General features: G+C 67.4%; 18 protein-coding genes. 14 read left to right on the top strand and 4 right to left on the bottom strand.

Annotation, left to right across the window (positions count from 1 at the left end; genetic code table 11):
* Positions 1-12 precede the first annotated feature (12 nt).
* From XnspCFBP7698_RS05490 to XnspCFBP7698_RS05480, 3 genes are all read right to left on the bottom strand, one after another.
* Positions 13-264 carry a WGR domain-containing protein gene (locus XnspCFBP7698_RS05490; RefSeq protein ID WP_039414382.1) on the bottom strand — a complete coding sequence of 84 codons (252 nt, stop codon included), beginning with the start codon at positions 262-264 and terminating at the stop codon, positions 13-15.
* Between the two features lie 231 nt (positions 265-495).
* Positions 496-1,608, bottom strand: a complete 1,113-nt coding sequence (aroB, locus tag XnspCFBP7698_RS05485; RefSeq protein WP_123137280.1) for a 3-dehydroquinate synthase — start codon at positions 1,606-1,608, stop codon at positions 496-498.
* A complete protein-coding gene (locus tag XnspCFBP7698_RS05480) occupies positions 1,605-2,147 on the bottom strand; it encodes a shikimate kinase (RefSeq protein ID WP_047696486.1) in 543 nt (180 codons plus the stop codon). Before XnspCFBP7698_RS05480 ends, aroB begins: the two co-directional genes overlap by 4 nt.
* A 217-nt stretch (positions 2,148-2,364) precedes the next feature.
* Here XnspCFBP7698_RS05480 and pdxH point away from each other — a divergent pair, with 217 nt between their 5' ends.
* The 8 genes from pdxH (at position 2,365) to XnspCFBP7698_RS05440 (ending at position 8,451) form a co-directional block, all read left to right on the top strand.
* Positions 2,365-2,964, top strand: coding sequence for a pyridoxamine 5'-phosphate oxidase (gene pdxH, locus XnspCFBP7698_RS05475; RefSeq protein ID WP_039414416.1), 600 nt, complete (start codon positions 2,365-2,367; stop codon positions 2,962-2,964).
* Between the two features lie 307 nt (positions 2,965-3,271).
* Entirely contained in the window at positions 3,272-3,688 is a 417-nt protein-coding gene (locus tag XnspCFBP7698_RS05470) for a YjfI family protein (RefSeq protein WP_039414395.1), read from the top strand.
* 12 nt (positions 3,689-3,700) lie between these two features.
* Complete coding sequence (locus tag XnspCFBP7698_RS05465) at positions 3,701-4,474, top strand: PspA/IM30 family protein (RefSeq protein ID WP_047696482.1); 774 nt, start codon at positions 3,701-3,703, stop codon at positions 4,472-4,474.
* A 27-nt stretch (positions 4,475-4,501) separates the two neighbouring features.
* Positions 4,502-5,581, top strand: coding sequence for a potassium channel family protein (locus tag XnspCFBP7698_RS05460; protein ID WP_104579769.1), 1,080 nt, complete (start codon positions 4,502-4,504; stop codon positions 5,579-5,581).
* Positions 5,578-6,255 (top strand): YjfK family protein, encoded by a 678-nt coding sequence (locus tag XnspCFBP7698_RS05455; protein WP_184368145.1) that lies wholly within the window; start codon positions 5,578-5,580, stop codon positions 6,253-6,255. Before XnspCFBP7698_RS05460 ends, XnspCFBP7698_RS05455 begins: the two co-directional genes overlap by 4 nt.
* Before the next feature lie 34 nt (positions 6,256-6,289).
* On the top strand, positions 6,290-6,694 hold the full coding sequence (locus XnspCFBP7698_RS05450; RefSeq protein ID WP_039414407.1) for a DUF350 domain-containing protein: 405 nt from the start codon (positions 6,290-6,292) through the stop codon (positions 6,692-6,694).
* A gap of 13 nt (positions 6,695-6,707) precedes the next feature.
* Entirely contained in the window at positions 6,708-7,283 is a 576-nt protein-coding gene (locus tag XnspCFBP7698_RS05445) for a DUF1190 domain-containing protein (RefSeq protein WP_039414410.1), read from the top strand.
* Position 7,284: 1 nt separating this feature from the next.
* Positions 7,285-8,451, top strand: a complete 1,167-nt coding sequence (locus XnspCFBP7698_RS05440) for a glutathionylspermidine synthase family protein (RefSeq protein ID WP_104579771.1) — start codon at positions 7,285-7,287, stop codon at positions 8,449-8,451.
* 532 nt (positions 8,452-8,983) lie between these two features.
* On the opposite strand, the gene XnspCFBP7698_RS05430 is transcribed toward XnspCFBP7698_RS05440, so the two are convergent.
* Complete coding sequence (locus XnspCFBP7698_RS05430; RefSeq protein WP_104579773.1) at positions 8,984-10,354, bottom strand: MFS transporter; 1,371 nt, start codon at positions 10,352-10,354, stop codon at positions 8,984-8,986.
* 98 nt (positions 10,355-10,452) lie between these two features.
* Here XnspCFBP7698_RS05430 and soxR point away from each other — a divergent pair, with 98 nt between their 5' ends.
* From soxR to XnspCFBP7698_RS05400, 6 genes are all read left to right on the top strand, one after another.
* Positions 10,453-10,899 (top strand): redox-sensitive transcriptional activator SoxR, encoded by a 447-nt coding sequence (gene soxR / locus XnspCFBP7698_RS05425; protein WP_039409341.1) that lies wholly within the window; start codon positions 10,453-10,455, stop codon positions 10,897-10,899.
* A gap of 395 nt (positions 10,900-11,294) precedes the next feature.
* A complete protein-coding gene (locus XnspCFBP7698_RS05420; RefSeq protein ID WP_146093174.1) occupies positions 11,295-13,286 on the top strand; it encodes a M1 family metallopeptidase in 1,992 nt (663 codons plus the stop codon).
* Positions 13,287-13,996: 710 nt separating this feature from the next.
* Positions 13,997-17,152: a TonB-dependent receptor gene (locus tag XnspCFBP7698_RS05415; protein WP_039409335.1), complete on the top strand. Its 3,156-nt coding sequence runs from the start codon at positions 13,997-13,999 to the stop codon at positions 17,150-17,152.
* Between the two features lie 307 nt (positions 17,153-17,459).
* Positions 17,460-18,218, top strand: coding sequence for a SapC family protein (locus tag XnspCFBP7698_RS05410; RefSeq protein WP_104579774.1), 759 nt, complete (start codon positions 17,460-17,462; stop codon positions 18,216-18,218).
* A 4-nt stretch (positions 18,219-18,222) separates the two neighbouring features.
* Entirely contained in the window at positions 18,223-19,269 is a 1,047-nt protein-coding gene (locus XnspCFBP7698_RS05405) for a cupin-like domain-containing protein (protein ID WP_104579775.1), read from the top strand.
* 176 nt (positions 19,270-19,445) lie between these two features.
* Positions 19,446-20,963: a tryptophan halogenase family protein gene (locus XnspCFBP7698_RS05400; RefSeq protein WP_104579776.1), complete on the top strand. Its 1,518-nt coding sequence runs from the start codon at positions 19,446-19,448 to the stop codon at positions 20,961-20,963.
* The last annotated feature ends 30 nt before the right edge of the window (positions 20,964-20,993 follow it).

The raw sequence follows: 20,993 nt of genomic DNA, 5'->3' as shown, positions 1-20,993 counted from the left end.
GAAGGTGTGTCCTCAGCGCGGCGCGTCGGCGCCGCCGGTGATGAGTTGGAAGCCGCGCTTGAGCTGGGTGTCGCGGGCCTTTTCGAAGGCCCGGTCTGCCTCGTCCTGCAGCAGGTACTGGTCGCGCCGGAGTTGCGTGCGTCCACCGATCTGGCCGCTCTCGCGCAGCAGTTCCCAGCCCCCGAACAGATCCGGTTGCAGGGTCAGCTGGACATAGCGGAGCGGCTCGTTGCCGCCGGAGTCGTGTTGCAGGAGGATGCGCATGTCACCGATTGTAGCCGGGCGCTGCTGAAGGCTGGGAGGCAGTGGGCACGCCGGGTTGCGCCGGGAGCGCTGGCAAGCAGGGATTGCGTAGGAGCGCACCTGGGCGCGATGGGGATTTACTGGCAAGACCCATCGCGCCCAGGTGCGCTCCTACAAGGAGTGGGCGTCGGGGCGGTCGACGGCAGTTGCGTGCGGCCATGCAGCGTTGCGTGCCTGCCTGGCCGGCGGGCCTCAGCCGGCCAGGATCTCCAGCACCGCAGCCTCGTCCACGTCCGGCACCACTTCGGCCTTGCCGATGCCGCGCCAGAGCACCAGCCGCAGGCGGCCGGCGACGTTCTTCTTGTCCAGGCGCATGCGGCCCAACAGGGCGTGCGGCGCCAGGCCGGGCGGGATCTCGGTCGGTAGCTCGAACTCCTGCAGCAGGGCGCGCAGCGCCTCGGTGTCCTGCACATCGCTCATGCCCAGCGCGGCCGACAGTCGCGCGGCCAGCACCATGCCCACCGCGACTGCTTCGCCATGGTTGAGGTTGTCGTTGCCGGGCGCCCCGTAGCCTTGTTCGGTCTCGATCGCATGGCCGAAGGTGTGGCCCAGGTTGAGCAGGGCGCGCTCGCCCTTTTCCAGCGGGTCGCGCGCCACGATGTCGGCCTTGTGCTCGCAACTGCGTGCGATCGCCTGTGCGAGGGCGTCGGCATCGCCTTCCAGCAACGCCCGGCGTTCGGCATGCAGCCATTGGAAGAACAGCGGGTCGCGGATGGCGCCGTACTTGATCACCTCGGCCAGGCCGGCGCGCAGCTCGCGCGCGGGCAGGGTGTGCAGGGTGTCGGTATCGGCAATCACCGCGCGTGGCGGGTGGAAGGCGCCGACCAGGTTCTTGCCCTGCGGGATATCCACCGCGGTCTTGCCGCCGACCGACGAATCCACCATCGCCAGCAGGCTGGTGGGCAGCTGCACGCAGTCCACCCCGCGCATCCAGCAGGCCGCGGCGAAGCCGGCCAGGTCGCCGACCACGCCGCCACCGAGAGCGAACACACAGGCGTCGCGGGTGGCGCCGAGCTCGGCCAGTGCGGCAATCGCAGCGCCAAAGTTGTCCAGCGTCTTGGAGGCTTCGCCGGCGGCGATCACCAGCTCGCCCAGCTGCAGGTCCGGGCGCGCCTGCAGCAGCGCGCTGCGCACGCCGGCGGCGTAGTGCGGTGCCACCTGGGTGTCGCTGAGCACCAGCACGTGGCGACCGCGCACATGGCTGGCCAGGCGCGCACCGTCGGCGAGCAGGCCGGGCGCGATGGTGATGGTGTAAGGCTGTGCACCGTCGACATCGACGCTGCGGCTGGAGCGGGGGAGTGTCATGCAGGGGTACTCGACATGCGCCATTGCGCGGCCAGGCGCAGCACCAGCTGCGCGGTGGCTTCGGCGGGAGAAAAGTGATCGGTTTCCAGGGTGAGGTCGGCCACTTCCTGGTACAGCGGGGTGCGATGCGCGGCCATCGTGTGCAGCACCTGCTCGCGGTCGGCGCGCTGCAGCAGCGGGCGGTTGCGGTCGCGCGCCAGGCGGGTCAGTTGCGCCGGCACGCTCACGTGCAGATACACCACGAATCCGCGCGCGCGAATACGCTCGCGGTTGAGCGGATCCAGCACCGCGCCGCCACCGGTGGAAATGAGCTTGTTGTCCTGCTGCAGCAGTGCCTGCAGGGTCTGCGCCTCATGCTCGCGAAAGCGTGCTTCGCCGTGTTGCTCGAAGATGGCCGCGATGCTGCTGCCCACGTGGTCGACGATGGCCTGATCCACATCGACGAAATCCAGCCCGAAGCGCTCGGCCAGGCGTCGGCCGATACAGCTTTTTCCGGCGCCCATCGGGCCGACCATCACGAGATTGGGAGCGGGGTTCATGCGCAGGGATCCTAGCATTCACGCTTGCGCACCGGGCCGGTTGACGCGCGCCGAATCCATCGCGGCCGCCAGCACGCCGCGCGGTGCGGTGGCCCTGCAACGCCGCATGTCGCGCGCCCGTGCCCATGGCCAGCCATGCCGGCTGCGACAGCCGGGCGTAGGACAAGTGCCGGCGATGCGCCCACAATGGACGCCCCTCCTGCCGCCACGCACCGCCATGCCCGATCTGTACGCAGAAGCCCTTGCCACCTTTACCGCGCTGTATGCCGAGGCGCAGGACAGCGCCGAGCTGGAAGCCAGCGCCATGACCGTGGCCACCGCCACCGTGGATGGGCGGCCGAGCGCGCGCACCGTACTGCTCAAGGCCTTCGATGCGCGCGGCTTCGTGTTCTACACGCATCTGGACAGCGCCAAGGGGCGGGACCTGCAGACCCATCCGCAGGCGGCACTGCTGTTCCTGTGGCGCAGCCTGCGCGAGGCCGGCATCCAGGTGCGCATCGAGGGCGGCGTGCAGCTGGTCAGCGCAGACGAAGCCGATGCCTACTTCGCGTCACGCCCGCGCATGAGCCAGATCGGCGCCTGGGCTTCGCTGCAATCGCAGACGCTCGGCTCGCGCGCCGAGTTCGACGCGGCGATCGCCAAGGTCGAGGCCACCTTCGACGGCCGGCAGGTGCCACGGCCGGATGGCTGGGGCGGTTTCCGGGTGGTGCCGCAGGCGTTCGAGTTCTGGTATGGCGCCAAGTTCCGCCTGCACGAGCGTTGGCGGTACGAGGCCGATGCGGCCAGCCACTGGACCAAGCGGATGCTCTACCCGTAACGCCCGCCCGACGCGGCGGCGCGCACGCTGGCGGCCGCATCGTCGGCGCGGCGGTGCCGGGGGTCCGCTGCCGCGCCCAACGCGTCCGCCTGGCAGGGCCGGCACGCGCGGCGGCGTGTGCAGCGGCCACGCGGCGCAGCGCTGTACGGCATGCGCCGGAAGGGGCGCACCCGGGCGGTGCCAGCGGTCGAACGCCGGCACTTGATGCCGCCTGACCGGTGCCGAACGGCACGTTCTGCCGGTCGCGAACAGTCTGTAGTATGTCCGCCCATTGCTTGACCACCGTTTCCAAAGGACAGGACATCGTATGACGCAGTACACCACTGTCGAATTGCACGGCCTGTTGGCCGAGCGCTACCGCGGCCAGCCGATCGAGGTCGAACTCATCGACGGGCTGGAGCCGGCGATCAACCTCACCCTGGCCGACCACGGCGACATGCAGATCCAGGTGGCCGCCTCGGGCTCGCAGGTATTCGTGTCCACGCTGCTGGCCAATGCCGATCAGGTCAACGACCGCGCCGCGTTCAACGACGCCTGCCTGCGGCTCAATCCGCTCAATCCCCTGTCCAACCTGGGCCTGGTGCAGGTCGACGGCAAGGACAGCTACGTGGTCTTCGGTGAGCTGTCGGCGTCGTCCACGCTCGACCAGATCGACGAGGAAATCCAGACCCTGGCGGCCAATACGCTGGATGCCGCCGAATCTCTCAAGCCGTTCTTTTCCTAAAGGCGTGTTGTCATGAGTATTTTTTCCAAACTGATCACGCTGCTGCGTGGCACCGCACACGAGACCGGCCAGAAGGCGGTCGATGCCAATGCATTGCGCATCCTGGACCAGGAAATGCGCGATGCCGGCGCCCAGCTCACGCGCTCGCGCGAAGAACTGACCAAGCTGATGGCGCAAAGCAAGCTGGCCCAGCAGAAGATCGACGCGCGCGCCGGCAAGATGGCCGAGTACACGCGCTACATCGAAGGTGCGCTGGCCAAGAACGATGAAGCGCTGGCGCACGACGTGGCGGTCAAGCTGGCCGCGCTGGAAAGCGAAGACGCCGGCGACAAGGCGTCCAAGACATCGCTGGACCAGTCGGTGGTGACGCTCAAGGCCACCATCCAGAAGACCGAAAACCAGCTGCGCGGCATGCGCCAGCAGATCGATACGGTCAAGGCCACCGACGCGGTGCAGAAGGCACAGGCGGCGATCGCCGCGCGGCATTCCGGCGCCAGCAGCAAGATGGGCTCGGCACTGGAATCGCTGGAGCGCATCAAGGCGCGTCAGGCCGAAACCTCGGCGCGCATCGAATCGGCCGAAGAACTCGAAGCGTCCAGCGGCGATGGCGATCTGAATCGGCGTCTGGCCGCGGCCGGGCTGATGGAAGGCGAGTCCAACGCGGCCGCCGTGCTGGCGCGCTTCAAGAAGCCCGCCGCGCAGCTGGGCCACGACACCACCAGCGGCACGGCCCCATTGATCGGCCAGGTGCGCGACGTGCAGCAGGTTCCGCGTAGCGACAGCTGACCGCAGCGCCACGGCACAGGACGCGCCATGATCATTGTCGGCCGGTTGTACCGGGTCTTGCGGCGGCATGTGCGCCGCGTCAGCTGGGGCATGGTGGCGCTCGCGCTGCTGGCCCACATGGGCCTGAGCTGGGCACTGTTGCGGTTGGCCGGCGAGCACAAGCTCGTCGGCCTGGACGCGTTTCCGTATTACTACATGACCACCGCCACCACGATCGGCTACGGCGACCTGTCGCCGGGCTCGGTGGCCGGGCGCTATATCGCCGCGTTCGTGTTGATGCCGGGCGCGGTGGCGTTGTTTGCCACGGTGCTGGCCAAGACCAGTGCGGTGCTCATCACCTTCTGGAGGCGTCACTACATGGGCAAGATGGCCTACGACGCGTTGCGCGGGCACACCATCCTGATCGGCTGGCAGGGCGCCGCGTCCAGCCGCCTGCTGGACCTGCTGCTGTCCGATACCGCCACCGACGATGAAGGCGTGGTGCTGATCGCCGAAGGCATCAGCGAAAACCCGATGCCCGACCACATGCGCTTCGTGGCGGCCGAGTCGTACACCCACACCGAGGTCTATCTGCGAGCCGGCATCGCGGGTGCCGCGCGGGTGATCGTCAACCCGCCGTCCGACGACCAGACCCTGGCCGCGGTCTTTGCGTTGATGGCGCATGCGCCGGCTGCGCATGTGGTGGCGCATTTCGATTCGGCCAGCGCCGCACGCCTGGTCAACTGCCATTACCCGGCCATCGAGTGCACGCGCCCGATGACCGCCGAGATCCTGGCCCGCGCCGCGCAGGACCCGGGCAGCGCCGCAATCACCGCCGAGCTGCTGTCGGTGGACGATGGCCCGACCCAGTTCAGTCTTGCCGTGCCCGCCACTGTCGAGACGCTGGACTACAGCCGGCTCGCGGCCGACTTCAGCCAGCGCGGCGCCCTGCTGCTGGGCCTGCGCGCGCCCGACGGCGCGCTGCGCTTGAACCCGCCAGCACGCACCGCTGTCGCCGCCGGTGCCATGCTGTACTACCTGGCCGAGCAGCGTGTGCCTGCACAGGTCATCGCGTGGGCCGCGCTGCGCGCCGAATCCCCCATTTCCGCATCGCCACGAGGTGTCTGACGATGAGTTTTTTCAGCAAGTTGTTTGGCCAACCGCAACCGCCGCCGCTGCCGACCTCCGGCACCGGTGCGATCGGGCATGCGCTGCCGTTGGGCCTGCGCGTGGGCGGGCAGGTCGAGATCGACACCACGCTGTACCGCATGGCGCCGGACGCCATGACCGCCGAGCTGCCGGGCGGTCACCAGGGCATTCCATGCTACGGCCACGTCAATCTGGGCGATGGGTATTCGCTGCACCGCTTCTATCTGGATGACGATGCGTTCCTGCAGGTCACCACCGTGGGCGGCGATCTGGAAGCGATGAAGGCATTCGTGTATTGCGAGACGGTGAACCCGCCCAGCAAGCAGGCGTTTCAGGAGTTCGTGATGCAGCACCCCCACCTGGGCGCGGCGCAGATCGACTACGCCGGCAAGCGCTGGCAACGCGCCACGCAATCCACCGACGACACCGCGCGCATCCCGCCCATCGCCTACGACGAAGTGCTGTACCGCTACCAGCCGCCACGTCGCGATGGCGACCTGACCCACTACGCCATGCTCTATAGCCGCGAGGTGCCCGAGCTGCAGCGCGAGGAGTTTCTGCTGGTCACCGGCGAAGATTCCGGCCCCAACGAATTCTGCGTGACCTACGCAGTCGGCATCGATGTCACCGTCGCCGATCTGGATATCACCTGAGCGTGCGCTCGCCCTTCACTCAACCGGTCCTGTCATGAACCCGATCAACCTGCAGAGTTTTCTCGCGTTTCTTTCGTATTTCGGCACCGGCCTGGGCGTGTTGATCGTCTCGGTGGTACTGGTGACCCTGGTGACGCCGCACAAGGACTTCACCCTGCTGCGGCAGGGCAATGTGGCCGCCGCCACGTCGCTGGCCGGCAACCTGATCGGCGTGGCACTGCCGCTGCATTCGGCCATCACCCACTCGGTGAGCCTGGTCGATGCCTTGATCTGGGGCCTGGTGGCCTGCGGCATCCAGGTGGTGGCGTATCTGCTGGCCAACCTGGTCGCCGGGCGCATCTCGCGCCAGATCACCGACAACGTCACCGCTGCGGGCATCTTTTCTGCGGGCGTGTCGATCGCCGTGGGCCTGATCAACGCCGCGGCGATCACGCCGTAACGGAGCCTGCGCCATGAAGCGATCACGCAATCTCAAATTGACCCTGATGGCCGCCTTGCCGGCGGCCCTGGTCACCGGCTGCGGCTCGGAGCCGGAAACCGGCGTGGTGTTGCAGTCGGCGTCCGACTGCTACCAGGTCAAGCAGGAACAGAGCGACATCCAGCAATGCCTCAAGGCGTATGACGAGGCGGTGACCAAGCATCAGCAGGCCGCGCCGCGCTTCAACACGCGCTACGAGTGCGATGAGCAGTTCGGCAGTTGCACGGCCGTCCAGAACCCGCAGGGTCAGCAGAGCTGGATTCCGCCGATGGGCGGGTTCTTGTTGGGCTATGCGCTGGGCAACATGACCGGCGGTGGCGGCTATCGCTATGGCGGTGCGATTCCGCTGTATCGCGATTACCGCAGCGGCGGTTTCTACAAGCCCAACGGCGATCTGGCCAGCAACCGCATCGGCACCGTGCGTGGGCGCAGCGGTGCGATCGACATGCCGACGCGCGCCATCACCGTGTCGCGCTCGGGCTTCGGCTCCAGCGCGGCAGCGCGCAGTTCGTTCGGCAGCGGCGGGCGCAGCTCCGGGTTCGGCGGCTGACATGCAACGCATCCTGATCCCCGAACGCGCGGACTGGCGCACGCAAGCCGAATCGCTGGGCTTCCACTTCCACACCATCGACGGCGCGCCGTATTGGGATGAAAGCGCCTACTACGCGTTTTCATTGCAGCAGATCGAAGAGGACATCGAAGCGCCCACCCAGGACCTGCACGACATGGCAATGCAGCTGGTGGACGAGGTGGTGGGCTCCGAGCAGCTGCTGACCCAGCTGGCCATTCCGCCGTTTTACTGGGACTGGATCGCCACCTCGTGGAAGAACCGCGACCCGCACCTGTACGGGCGCATGGATCTGGCCTATTCGGGCAATGGCCCGGCCAAGTTGTACGAGCTCAATTACGACACGCCGACCTCGCTGTATGAGGCCGCGTATTTCCAGTGGCTGTGGCTGGAGCAGCAGATCGCCAACGGTGTGCTGCCCAAGGGTACCGATCAGTACAACCTGATCCAGGACCTACTATGCGAGACGCTGGGCGCGCTGGCGGTGGATGGCGCCATCGGGGCGCAGATGCATTTCGCCGCGGTCCGCGATTCGCTGGAAGATCGCGCCACCGTGCGTTACCTGCGCGATTGCGCGCATCAGGTCGGCATCGCGACGGAAGAAGTGGCCATCGAGGACATCGGCCTGAGTGCCGAGGGCTGGTTCACCGATGAGCAGGACCGGGTGATCCAGACCTTGTTCAAGCTGTATCCGCTGGAATTCATGATGGAAGAACGCTTCGGCCCGGCGTTGATCGCCAACCGCGTGCGGCTGATCGAACCGGCATGGAAATCGGTGCTGAGCAACAAGGGCATCCTGCCGCTGCTGTGGGAGCGCCACCAAGGGCACCCGAACCTGCTGGCGGCGCGTTTTGCGCAGGCCGGCGAAGCGCCGGCTGCGGGGTGGGTGCGCAAGCCGCTGCTGTCGCGCGAGGGCGCCAACATCGCGCTGGTCACGGCACAGGGCGACGCCGCGCAGACCGACGGCCCGTATGTGGATGGCCCGGCGATCCTGCAGGCGCACCATCCGTTGCCGGTGTTCGATGGCCGCCATGCACTGGTGGGCAGTTGGGTGGTGGCCGATCGCCCGGCCGGGCTGGGCATGCGCGACGACGATGGCCCCATCACCCGCGACACCTCCCGCTTCGTGCCGCACGTCATCGTCGATTGACCGGCAGCTGCGCGGGCATCGCCACTGCCAGGTGGCGGTGTGACGTGCGTGATCCACCGTCTTGTGTGGTGCACCGGACCCCGGTGTGCCGGAGGTTGGCGAGCCTGCTGCCAGTGCATGTCACCCAGCGGCGCAGGCCGTGCTGATCGCGCGTGACACAGGCGCCGGCGTTGCGCAAGGCCTCGGTGGCTGCACGGCGCTGCATCTTTTCCACACCCCCTGTGGATGGAACTTGCACAAGGCTGTGGACAACTGCGTGCAGGCCCCGGCCTGCAACGCTGTCAAGATGGGTGGCGAAAAAATGACCAGTCGCTCGCAGGAAACGATCGGCCGTGGTTTTCGCAGCGATCCCGGCAGAATCGGCAAAGTCCTGCGAGGCGCGCACCCGGGATCGCAGCGGTGCGCTGCGCCAGCCAGGCATGGCGGCTCTGCAAGCCGGACGCGGTGTTTTACCTCCGGCCCTGCCGCACACTGCCACCATCTCCACACGCGTGGGCAGGGCCACACACCACCTGCAGCAGCGCTGTGGTGATCACACCCGCCGCGCCACCACGAAGCTCGCCACCGCCAGTAGCCAGGCCAGTGCGAAGACGCTGAGATAAGCAGCCGGCGTTGCCGATGCCAGCAACGCGGCAAACAGCGCGCCGGCCAGGGCCAGCATGCCGGCCACCGCGATCGCCTCGCTCAACTGCAGTGCCGAGCTGTTGGCGCCTTGCTGCGCAGGCGGCGACAACGACAGCGTCAGCACCGACAGGCTGGGATACAGCAGCCCCATGCCCAGGCCGGTCAACGCCCAGCCGGCCACGGCCACCGGCACCGGAATCACCGGCCAGACCGCGCCCGCGCTGATCGCGATGCCGAGCATCATCAGCAAGGCGCCGGTCTTGAGCAGGCGCGGGCGCGACCAGCCGGCGCGGCTATGGCCCTGGTACCACGAGCCGCTGAACCACCCCAACGCGCCCACGCTCAACGCGATCCCGGCCAGCAGCGGCGACAGCCCGCGCTCGCGCGACAGCAGCAGCGGCAGGAACGCCTCGAAACCGAAGAACGCCGCCGCCGCGATGCCGCGCAGTGCGATCACGCTGGGCAGCCCGCGTGCCAGCGTCAGCGTGCCGGCGGGCAGCAGGCGCCAGGCACATGCCACGGTGAGCATCAGCGCCGGCACCATCGCCATCAGCGCCGGCAGGCCATGCAGCTGGCCGCCCAGGTACACGCCCAGCACGCCCAGTGCCGCGCCGATGGCCCAGCCCAGCAGTGCGCCGGACTGGCTGGACCGCGCGCCGGACCAGCGCCGCCCACGCAGCGCCGGCCATAGCATCAACCCGGCCGGAATCGCCAGCAGCGGCACCGAGAGGAACACCCAGCGCCAGCCGATGTGTTGCACGATCAGCCCGCTGATGCCCGGGCCGATCAACGACGGCACCACCCAGCCGGCAGAGAACGCGGCAAACACGCGTGGCCGCAACGCTTCCGGATACAGCCGCCCGACAATCACGTACAGGGCCACCGAATACGCACCGGCGCCCAGCCCCTGCAGCAGGCGCCCGGCGATCAGCCAGTGCATGTCCGGCGCCAGGCCGGCGATCAACAGGCCGATCACAAAGCACAGCAGGCCGCTGCCCAGGGCAGCGGCGGGGCCGTGGCGGTCGCTCCAGCGGCCGGCCGCGGTCATGCCCACCACGCTGGTGGCCAGCGTCCCGCCGAAGGCCAGGGCGTAGAGCGGCAAGCCGTTCAACTCGCGCGCCACGGTCGGCATGGCGGCGGCGACGGCCAACGATTCGAAAGCGTTGAGCGAGACCAGCGCAACCATGCCCAGCGTGGCAGCGCGATAAGGGGCTGCCAGGATCGAGGTGGGCGGCGCGTCGTCTCGGGGGGCGGCGGGCAAGGCGGTATCGGTGGGCATCGAACATCCAGAGCGAGTGAGCATGGGCGTGACCCGAAGCGCTTGCGTCGGTCACGGCCGCGCAGCATCCTGCCTCAACCAAGGTTGAGGTCAAGGCAATGCAGCGTGAGTTGTCCGTGGGCGAAGTGGCCAGGCGCAGCGGCGTGGCGGTGTCGGCGCTGCATTTCTATGAGCGCAAGGGGCTGATCCGCAGCCTGCGGACCGCGGGCAATCAGCGCCGTTATGCGCGCGATGTGCTGCGGCGGATTGCGGTGATCCGGGTCGCGCAACGGCTGGGCGTGCCGCTGCAGCAGGTGCTGGACGCGTTTTCGGTGCTGCCCGATCAGCGCACGCCCACGCGGGCGGAATGGGCGCGCATGTCCGCGCGCTGGCGCGGCCAGCTGGATGCGCGCATCAGCGAGCTGCAGGCCTTGCGCGACCAGCTCACCGATTGCATCGGCTGTGGCTGCCTGTCGCTGCGCCGCTGTCGCTTGAGCAATCCCGACGATGCACTGGGCGACGATGGCGATGGCGCGTTACGACTGGGCAGCCTGACGCCGGGCTAGCCGGGCGCGCGGCAGCGTGGTGCTGCCGTGCGGCAGGGCGCGATGGGCGCAATCGGCACGCCTGCCTTCTATGTCTGCCCGCGCTGCGCATGTCTTCCATCGACCTCAGCACTGCGCGCACCTCGTCCGCATCGGTGTGGTGATGAGCCGACGATCGGTCGGTCGCGTGTCGACCACTGCCGTCGATCGCAGCGATGCCAGGCGATGGCCGCCTGCATCAAGCGCCTGAAGGGCGCTGGCGCCGTCATCAACGCGCCTCGGCGCCCCGTCGCGCGCGGGTTCCTCGCGTCATGGCCGGGTCGCCACCTCGCATGCCACCAACCGGGACCAATGGCAGTGCCGTGCCCGGCGAGCGGCACCGTAGGATGGGTGTCCCCCCGTCGCAGGACCCGAGCATGTTCCCCACCATGCGCCGTTTGCTCACCGTTGCCGTATCGCTGGCGTGTGCCAGCGCACCCCCGCTTGCGGTTGCCGCGCCAGATGCCGCCGCGCCGTCGGGCACGTTCGACCCGCTGGCGTTGTTCGCACCGCTGCAATTGCCGGATGCGCCCACCGCCTACCGCAGCGGCAGTGGCGTGCCGGGGCCGCTGTTCTGGCAGAACCGCGCCGATTACCAGCTGGAGGCCACCATCGACCCGGCCAGCCACACGCTCACTGGCGAGGCAGCCATCCACTACACCAACCACAGCCCGGACGCGCTGGACGTGCTGTGGCTGCAGCTGGACCAGAACCTGTATCGCGCCGACGCGCGCGCGGCCGCCAGCCGTCCTTCGCGGCGCACCGAGTTCAGCGATGGCATGCAGATCGCCGGTGTGGAGATCGACACCGGCGGCCGTCGCACGGCCGCGCACTTCATCGTCGACGACACCCGCATGCGGGTGGATCTGCCGCAACCGCTGGCCGGGCAGGGCAAGGCACTGACCCTGCATATCCGCTACCGCTACCGCATTCCCGGCACCTGGGGCGGGCGCACTGCCTACAGTGCCAGCAAGCACGGCGAGATCTACGAGATAGCGCAGTGGTACCCGCGCATGGCGGTCTACGACGACCTGCGCGGCTGGGATACGCAACCGTACCTGGGCTCGGAGTTTTATCTGGAATACGGCAACTTCGATTATGCGGTGACCGTGCCGGACGGGTTTGTGGTGGCCGGCTCCGGTGCGTTGACCAATCCGGAACAGGTGCTCAGCCGCGCCCAGCAACAGCGCCTGCAGCAGGCCCGCAACAGCGACCGCACGGTGCTGATCCGCACGCCATCGGAGGTGGCCGCGCAGGCCGCTCCACCGGCGGGCAAGGGCACGCGCACCTGGCGCTTCCATATGGAGCACACCCGCGACGTGGCGTTTGCCGCATCGCCCGCGTTCGTCTGGGATGCGGCGCGCATCAACCTGCCGGACGGCACGCAATCGCTGGCGATGTCGGTGTATCCGGTGGAGGGCGTGGGCGCGGACAAGTGGAACCGCTCCACCGAGTACGTCAAGGGCGCGATCGAACACTTCTCGCAGTGGTATCCCTACCCGTGGCCGGCGGCGATCAACCTGGGCGGTTACGGTGCGGGCATGGAATATCCGGGCATCGTCTTCGATGGCTTCGAAGATGGCGGCAAGGACCTGTTCTGGATTACCGCGCACGAGATCGGCCACACCTGGTTCCCGATGATCGTCGGCTCCAACGAACGCCGGCATGCGTTCATGGACGAAGGCTTCAATACCTTCATCGACGTGTATGCATCGGACGCCTTCAACAAGGGCGAGTACGCGCCCAAACGCGATTCGGAATATGCGCCCAAGGGCGGTAACCCGGTGGAGGAGATCCTGCCGTTGCTGGCCGACCGCAGGGCACCGACCTTGATGGATATCGCCGATGCCACCAGCGAAACCTACCGCCACCCGCTGACCTACTTCAAGGGCGCGCTGGGCCTGGTGTTGTTGCGCGAGCAGATCCTGGGCCCGGAACGGTTCGACCCGGCGTTTCGCAAATACATCGCCACCTGGGCCTACAAGCATCCGACCCCGTCGGACTTCTTCCGGCTGATGGAAAGCGAAAGCGGCGAAGACCTGAGCTGGTGGTGGCGCGGCTGGTATTTCAACAACTGGCAGCTGGACATGGGCATCGCCAGGGCACAGTACATCGATCACGACCCGGCCAAGGGATTGCAACTCACCCTGCGCAGCCGGCAGCCACTGGTGATGCCGGTCACCGTGCGCGTGGATCTGGCCGATGGCAGCCATCTGGACCGTCGCGTGCCGGTGGAGAGCTGGCTGCAGACCACCACACCGACGCTGACGCTGCCCACCACCCAGAAGGTCCTGCACGTCACCCTGGATCCGGATCACGCAGTGCCCGATGCCGATCGCAGCGACGATCGCGTGGATGTGATCGGCTGATCGTCGCCAGCGTGCGTTGCCGGCAGGGACAGGCGCTGCACGCACCCCGTGGCCCGCAATCGATTGCGACGTGGCTGCCGTTCTTACCAACGCGATGGACCGCCCTGCGCCGTTGCACGCCTGCGCCTGTCGCTGGCGACGGCATCGCGTCCATCGCGTGCGCGCCACCGCCGCCATGCGGAACGCGGGCGTCGCTGCCGCAGGCCTTTTCGACATTTGCGCAGTCGCCGCGTCGCGGTGCGCCAAGGCCGTTGCATTGTGCAAAGTTCACCGTGTCCGTCGCCGGTTTTTGCGCAATCCGTTGATAACGCTTACAGCCGCGCCGCCATTGAAAGCGGCTTGCGGACTCAAGCGGCTGCCGTATCGGCTGTAACCGTGCAGGCCAATCACTATGCTGCAACGCACGGTGACAAGGCCTTTATCGCCTGACTAGGCTGCGCGGCGTGTTAGCGCTATCACTGGCTGGCATGCAGTGCAGGGCATGCATCGCGGATGCGCCGCCGACACCATGGGGTGGGTGACGCCCGCAGCATGCACCGCACAACGCAGGGCGACGATCGAAGGGGCGATCGCCGGCATGCGCGTCAGGGGACCTTATTCAAAGCAGTACTGTTCGCCACTGCCCCGTCGGGCAGTGGTCATGACACTGCCGTGTCGCATGCCGCGACATCGGCCGTAGGCGGTTGGACTCCACTCCCGAGGACACATCGATGCGTCGTACGTTGAACAGCTTCAAGTCGAAGGCCATGTTCACCTTCGTTGGTGGCCTGTTGGTCATCAATCCCGCGTTTGCGCAGGATGTCGCTCCGCCGACGCCCGCGCCGCAGTCCAGCAGCGATGCCGCCACCACGCTCGACACCGTCAACGTCACCGGCATCCGCAGCAGCCTGGATCAGTCGATGGGCATCAAGCGCGATGCCGCCGGTGTGGTGGATGCGATCAGCGCCGAAGACATCGGCAAGTTTCCGGACACCAACCTGGCCGAGTCGTTGCAACGCATCACCGGTATCTCGATCGAGCGCCGCGATGGCGAAGGCGCGCAGGTCACCGCGCGCGGCTTTGGGCCGCAGTTCAATACCGTCACCCTCAACGGCCGCCTGATCCCCGGCGCCGACGCATTCGGCGCGCCCGGGCAGACCCCGATCGGCGGCGTGGACGTGGGCACGCGTGCGTTCAACTTCGCCCAGCTCGCCTCCGAAGCCATCACCGGCATCGAGGTGTTCAAGACCAGCCGCGCCACCGCGCCCAGCGGCGGTATCGGCGCGACGATCAACATCCAGACCGACAAGCCGTTCAATCACGAAGGCGTGGTGGCCAATGCAGGCGCCAAGATGGTGTCCGACCGCTCGCAGCCGTTCGGCGACTCGCTCACCCCGGAAGTGTCGGGCATCTTCAGCTACACCAACCCGGACAAGACCTTCGGCATCGGCTTGAGCGCCAGTTACCAGAAGCGTCACGGCGGTTCGGTGCAGGCCACCGAAAACCGCTGGAACATCCAGCGTTGGACCGGCACCGACCCGGCCTTGCGTCCGGACACCGTGGTGACCAACGCGCCGGCGATCGGCCAGCTCTACGGCATGCCCAACGACATCCGTTACGCGTTTGCCGATTTCCAGCGCGAGCGCATGAACGGCCAGGCGGTGATGCAGTTCGCACCGACCGACAGCCTGACGCTGACCCTGGACTACACCTATTCGGCCAACGAAATCCGCGAGGAACGCGGCGAGCAGGGCATCTGGCTGCAACGCGCCAACAGCTTCACCAACCTCACCTTCGATACCGGCCAGACCGTGGCCACGCCGGTGTACCTGCGCGATGTGCCCAACGGTGCCAAGGACTTCGGCATGGAGCAGCAGCGCAACGAGCAGAAGTACACGCTCGGCTCGCTCGGCTTCAATGCGGACTGGCAGGTGAGCGACCGCTTCCAGCTGACCTTCGATGCGCACAACTCCAAGACCCAGAGCCTGCCCAACGATCCGGTCACCGGAGGCAGCGCGACCTATTTCAGCTTTGCCGGCACCAACAACTGCGTCAACGGTCCTTCGTGCGGCGGCCAGTGGGGGCAGGAGCTGTGGTTCAACAATTCGCTGCCGATCGGCGCGCGCACGTGGTATCCCACCGTCGCCGATTCGCTGGCCGGCACCAACGGCGTGGTCAATCCGGATTTCACGCCCAACAATCTCGGCTCGCAGGTGCAACGCATCTATTATCAAAAGCAGGTCACCGAAACCAAGGAAGGCCGCCTGGACGGCAAGTTCGATTTCGACGACGGGCGCTTCCAGTTCGGCGTGAGCTCGTCCAACACCACCATGCACCGCCTGACCAGCGACAACTACTCCACGCTGGGCGACTGGGGCGTGGCCAATGCCGGCAACGAGCCGGGCATGGTCGCGTTGCTGCAGCCGGTGAGCATCGTGGGCATGTTCGACGATTTCAACGCCAACGGCGCCGCGCGCAATGCCTGGCGCGGCGATGCCAGCCAGCTGGCGTTGTGGGGTGGCAGCCAGTACGGCGCGCAGACGCGCTACAACCCGCTGTACAGCGCCAACAACCAGGTCGAAGAAAAGACCCGTGCCGCCTACGTGCAACTGGAGTTGACCGGCGATATCGCCGGCATGACCGCCAACACCCGCCTGGGCCTGCGTTACGAGCGCACCGATGTGGAATCCACCTCGCAGGTTGCCACGCCCACGGCGCTGCAATGGCAGGCCAACAACGACTTCCAGCTGCTGCGCTCCACCGAGCAGCAGCCCTTCAGCGAGAAGACCAGCTACAACTACATCCTGCCGAATCTGGATTTCAGCCTGGACATCACCGACCAGCTGAAGGGCCGTGCGTCGTTTGGCCAGACCATTGCGCGCGCACCGTACAACAACCTGCTCGCCGGGCCGACGCCCAATACGCCGGCCGGCTCGATCCTGATCAACCCGTCCAACCGCGCCAGCGGCGATTCGCAGACGCCGACGCTGGACCCGCTGGAATCGGACAACCTCGACCTGGCGCTGGAATGGTATTTCGCCGATGCCAGTTACGTGTCGGCGACCTTCTGGAACAAGCGCGTCAGCAACTTCATCGGCACCACCGTCTCGCGCGAGACCCTGTACGGGCTGACCGACCCCACCTCGGGCCCGGATGCGCAGGCGGCACTGGCCTTCCTGCAAAGCGGGGCCTGCGCCGCGCAGGTCGGCGCAGCCGGCAACGACGTGGCGGCGGCCTGCTCGGCCAACGACACCTCCCTGTTCGCCGCCACCGCCCTGCTGCGCAACGCCGCGGCCACCGGTGGCCTGGGCGCCTACAACGGCAGCTCTGCGCAGAGCCTCGCCCTGGAAAACGCCTACGACCTGGTCGGCACTGCGGCCGACCCGCTGTATCAGTTCGACGTGTCGCGGCCGATCAACCAGAACAAGGCCAACATCCACGGCTGGGAACTGGGCGGGCAGTACTTCTTCGGCAGCACCGGCTTCGGTATCTATGCCAACTACACCATCGTCGAAGGCGATGTGGCCTTCGACAACAACGTCATCGACCGCGACCAGTTCGCGTTGCTGGGCCTGAGCGATACCGCCAACGTGATGCTGATGTTCGAGAAGTACGGCTGGAGCGCACGCCTGGCCTGGAACTGGCGCGACGAGTACCTGATCGCGGCCAACCAGGATGCCTCCAACCGCAACCCGTACTACGTCGAGGCGTACCAGCAGTTCGATCTGAGCGTCAGCTATGCGCTCAACAAGCAGCTGTCGGTGGGCTTTGAGGCGATCAACCTCACCGGCGAAGACGTACGTTGGCATGGTCGGTCGGAGAAGCAGATCGTGCGTCTGATCGATCAGCAGCCGCGCTACACCCTGGGTGTGCGTTACGCGTTCTGACACCGCGTCGCAGGCGCGCACCGGCAGCTCGGGGCGGCCGTCCTGTTCGGATGGCGGCCGCAACCGGGCGACTGCGGCGGGGGTTCGCCCGCCCGCCTTCGTCGTGCAGCCGCAGTCGTGTGGCTGCACGGCGGATGCACGCAGCCCCAACGCGATGCGCGGGCATTCGCTCGCGCATCGCGCATGCTGCCCTGCGGCTTGCCGGCCTCCCGGTTTTTGGCAATGCTCGGCGTTCGCAGGCGCGCCGGGCGTGCGATCGATCCCTTTCCCACTGCAGTGCGCCGATGGATGCCTGCCGGAGTACCAGATGACGCGATACGCCGTACTCAACAACGTGACGCATCACGACCTGCGCGTCATCCTGCGCTTCGGCCCCGAGTTCGGTGATGCCATTGGCCTGGTCCCCGCGTTCGTGACCGAATACGCCGACCTGCAGCGCGAGTACCCGCTGTTTTTCCGCAAGGACCCCGCCGGTAGCGGCTATCAGTCCGTGGCCTTGCTGGGCTTCACCCAGGACGAAAACCTGTTCCTGCAGGAAGGGCGCTGGAACGCCAGCTATCTACCCGGCATCGTGGCCAAGGGCCCGTTTCTGATCGGCTTCCAGGAGCAGCGCATCGACGGTGCGCTGGTGCAGGAGCCGGTGATCCACGTCGACCTGGAACATCCACGCGTCAGCCGCAGCGAAGGCGAGGCGGTGTTCCTGCCACAGGGCGGCCACAGCCCCTACCTGGACCACATCATCGGCGTGCTGCGCGGCATCCGCGAGGGCGTGGACGCCGGGCAGGCCATGGCCGCCGCGTTCGACGCGCTCGGTCTGATCCAGCCGGTGCGCCTGGACGTGGCGCTGGACGCAACCCACGCCGCACAGCTGGAAGGCCTGTTTGCCATCGACCGCGAGCGGCTTGCCGCGCTCGATGCGCAGGCGCTGCAACAGCTGCACCAGGCCGGCTATCTGGAGGGTGCGTTCCTGATGCTGGCATCGCAGTACAACCTGCGCCGGCTGATGGCCGAGAAGCAGCGCCGTCTGCAGCACGCGCACGCCGCGCCTGCAGCTGCATACGCCTGATCGCATGGCCGCCGCTGTCTTGCATCCGCCCGCTGCAGCGATCGCCTGCATTGCCGAGCGCAACGACTGCAGGCCCGACGCCTTGCCGCTGGCCGCGCTCTGCGCAGCAGCCGAGCCGGTGGTATTGCGTGGCCTCGCACGCGACTGGTCGCTGGTGCAGGCCGGCCTGCGCAGCCCGGAGCAGGCCATGGCGCAGCTGCGCGCGCACGATGACGGACGCACCTTGCAGTACTCCTACGGCGAACCGGAGATTGCCGGCCGGCCGTTCTACACCGACGACTGCAGCGCACTGAACTTCGAGGTAAGGCGCGGCAGCATCAGCGCCTTGCTGGATGCCATTGCCGCGCATCGCGATGACCCGCAGCCGCCTACGTACTACCTGGCCTCGCTGCCCATCGACGCTCACCTGCCCGGCCTGCGCGCGCACAACGACCTGGCGGTTGCCGCCGGCGGCATCGCCGTGCAGCCGAGCATCTGGATCGGCAATCGCGTCATTGCCTCCTGCCATTACGACGCGCCCGACAATCTGGCCTGCTGCGCGGTGGGGCAGCGCCGCTTCACCCTGTTTCCGCCAGAGCAGGTCGCCAACCTGTACCCGGGGCCGCTCGAGCCCACGCCCGGCGGCCAGGTGGTGAGCATGGTGGATGTCGCCAACCCGGATCTGCAGCGCTACCCACGCTTCGCGCAGGCGCTGGCGCATGCGCGCACCGCGGTGCTGGAACCGGGCGATGCCCTGTTCATTCCCGGCATGTGGTGGCATCACGTGCAATCGCTGCAGCCATTCAATGTGCTGGTCAATTACTGGTGGAGCAGCGCGCCCGCGCAGCTGCCCGCCGCGATGCCGGCGCTGTACCACGCCCTGTGGGCCATCCGCGACCGGCCGGCCGCGGAAAAGGACGCATGGCGCGCGCTGTTCGATTACTACGTGTTCGGGCCTGCGGAACGTGCCGGTGCGCATCTGCCCGAGCAGGCGCGGCAGGCGCTGGGGCCCATCGATCCGATCCTGGCGCGCCAATTGCGCGTCATGCTGATCGGCAGGCTCAACCGCTGACGGGTGGCGTGGTCCTGCATGCAGGCGGTCAGGCAATCGGTCGTCCTGCCGGGAGAGCAGGCAGCAGCGCAAGCGCGTGCTGGACCCGGCGTCAGCGACCTGCGCACCGGGTGCAGCAGCCGCCTTGACGCCCTGCATCGCTTCAGCCACCTCTTATCCATCCACGGGAGTTCGCAGTGACCCAGGCTCAAATTCGCAAGGTCGTCATCGCCGGCGGCGGTACCGCCGGCTGGATCGCTGCATGTGCGCTGTCGCATCAGTTCCGCAACCTGCTCGACATCACCCTGATCGAGTCCGAGCAGATCGGCACCGTGGGCGTGGGCGAATCGACGGTGCCGCCGATCCGCACCTTCCATCGCTTCCTGCAGATCGACGAACAGGAATTTCTGCGCGAGGTGGCCGGCACCTTCAAGTTGTCGATCTCTTTCGAACATTGGCTGCGCCAGGGCGAGCGGTACATCCACCCGTTCGGTATCACCGGGCAGAGCACCCTGGTGTGCGCCTTCCATCATCTGTGGCTGGAAAGCCAGCGCCGCGGCATGCGCGGCAGCTTTGGCGACTACTGCCTGGAGACCGTGGCCTCGCGCGAGGACCGGTTTGCGTTGCCGCGCGAGCCGGCGGTCAATTACGCCTATCACCTGGATGCGGCGCTGTACGCGCGCTTCCTGCGCACCCGCAGCGAGGCCTGCGGCGTGCAGCGGATCGAAGGCAGGATCCAGCAGGTGACGCAACATCCGGACAGTGGCGATGTCGCCAGCCTGGTGCTGGAAGACGGCCAGGCCATTGCTGGCGATTTATTCATCGACTGCAGCGGATTCCGGGGGCTGTTGATCGAGCAGACGCTGCATACCGGCTACGAAGACTGGAGCCATTGGCTGCCGTGCGACCGCGCCGTGGCGGTGCAGACCGAAGCGCTCGGCCCGCCGGTGCCGTACACCCGCGCCATTGCGCACGAAGCCGGCTGGCGCTGGCATATCCCGTTGCAGCACCGGGTCGGCAACGGCCTGGTGTTCTCCAGCCGCCATCTGTCCGACGACGAGGCCCACGCCAAGTTGCTGCGCGATGTTGCCGCCCCGGCGGTGAAAGACCCCTGGATGGTGCCGTTCCGCACCGGCCGCCGGCTCAAGGCATGGAACAAGAACGTGGTGTCGCTGGGCCTGGCCAGCGGCTTCATCGAGCCGCTGGAGTCGACCAGCATCCACCTCACCATCTCTGCGGTGGTGCGGCTGCTGACGCTGTTTCCGGCAGAGGGCATCGCGCCATCGCAGGTGCAGTTGTTCAACGACGTCAGCCGCGCCGAGATGGAGCACGTGCGCGACTTCGTCACCTTGCACTACCACGCCACCCGGCGCGACGAGCCGCTATGGCAGCAATGCCGGGAGATGGAACTGCCCGAGTCGCTGGCACTGCGCCTGCGCGCGTGGCGCGAACGGGCGCATGCCTGGCAGGCCGCAGATGAACTGTTCCGCGTCGATTCCTGGACGCATGTGCTGATGGGTCAGGGCCTGATGCCGGAGCAGCACCACCCGCTGACGCGCGCGTTTTCCGACCGGGATCTGCAAGGCCTGCTCAACGGCATCGCGCAGCCGATCCGGCATGCGGTGGATCAGTTCCCTTCGCAGCAGGCCTTCATTGAACGCTATTGCCAGGCCAGGCCGGAGGTCTGGGGAGCGCGCAAGCCGGCCATCGCCTAGCCAGCGTCGTGCAGCGCGTGGCCTGCCGAT

The sequence above is a fragment of the Xanthomonas sp. CFBP 7698 genome (assembly GCF_003600855.1).
Lineage (GTDB): Bacteria > Pseudomonadota > Gammaproteobacteria > Xanthomonadales > Xanthomonadaceae > Xanthomonas > Xanthomonas cannabis.
Note: the sequence above shows the minus strand (reverse complement) of the source record. Positions and strands in the feature narration are given on the sequence as shown.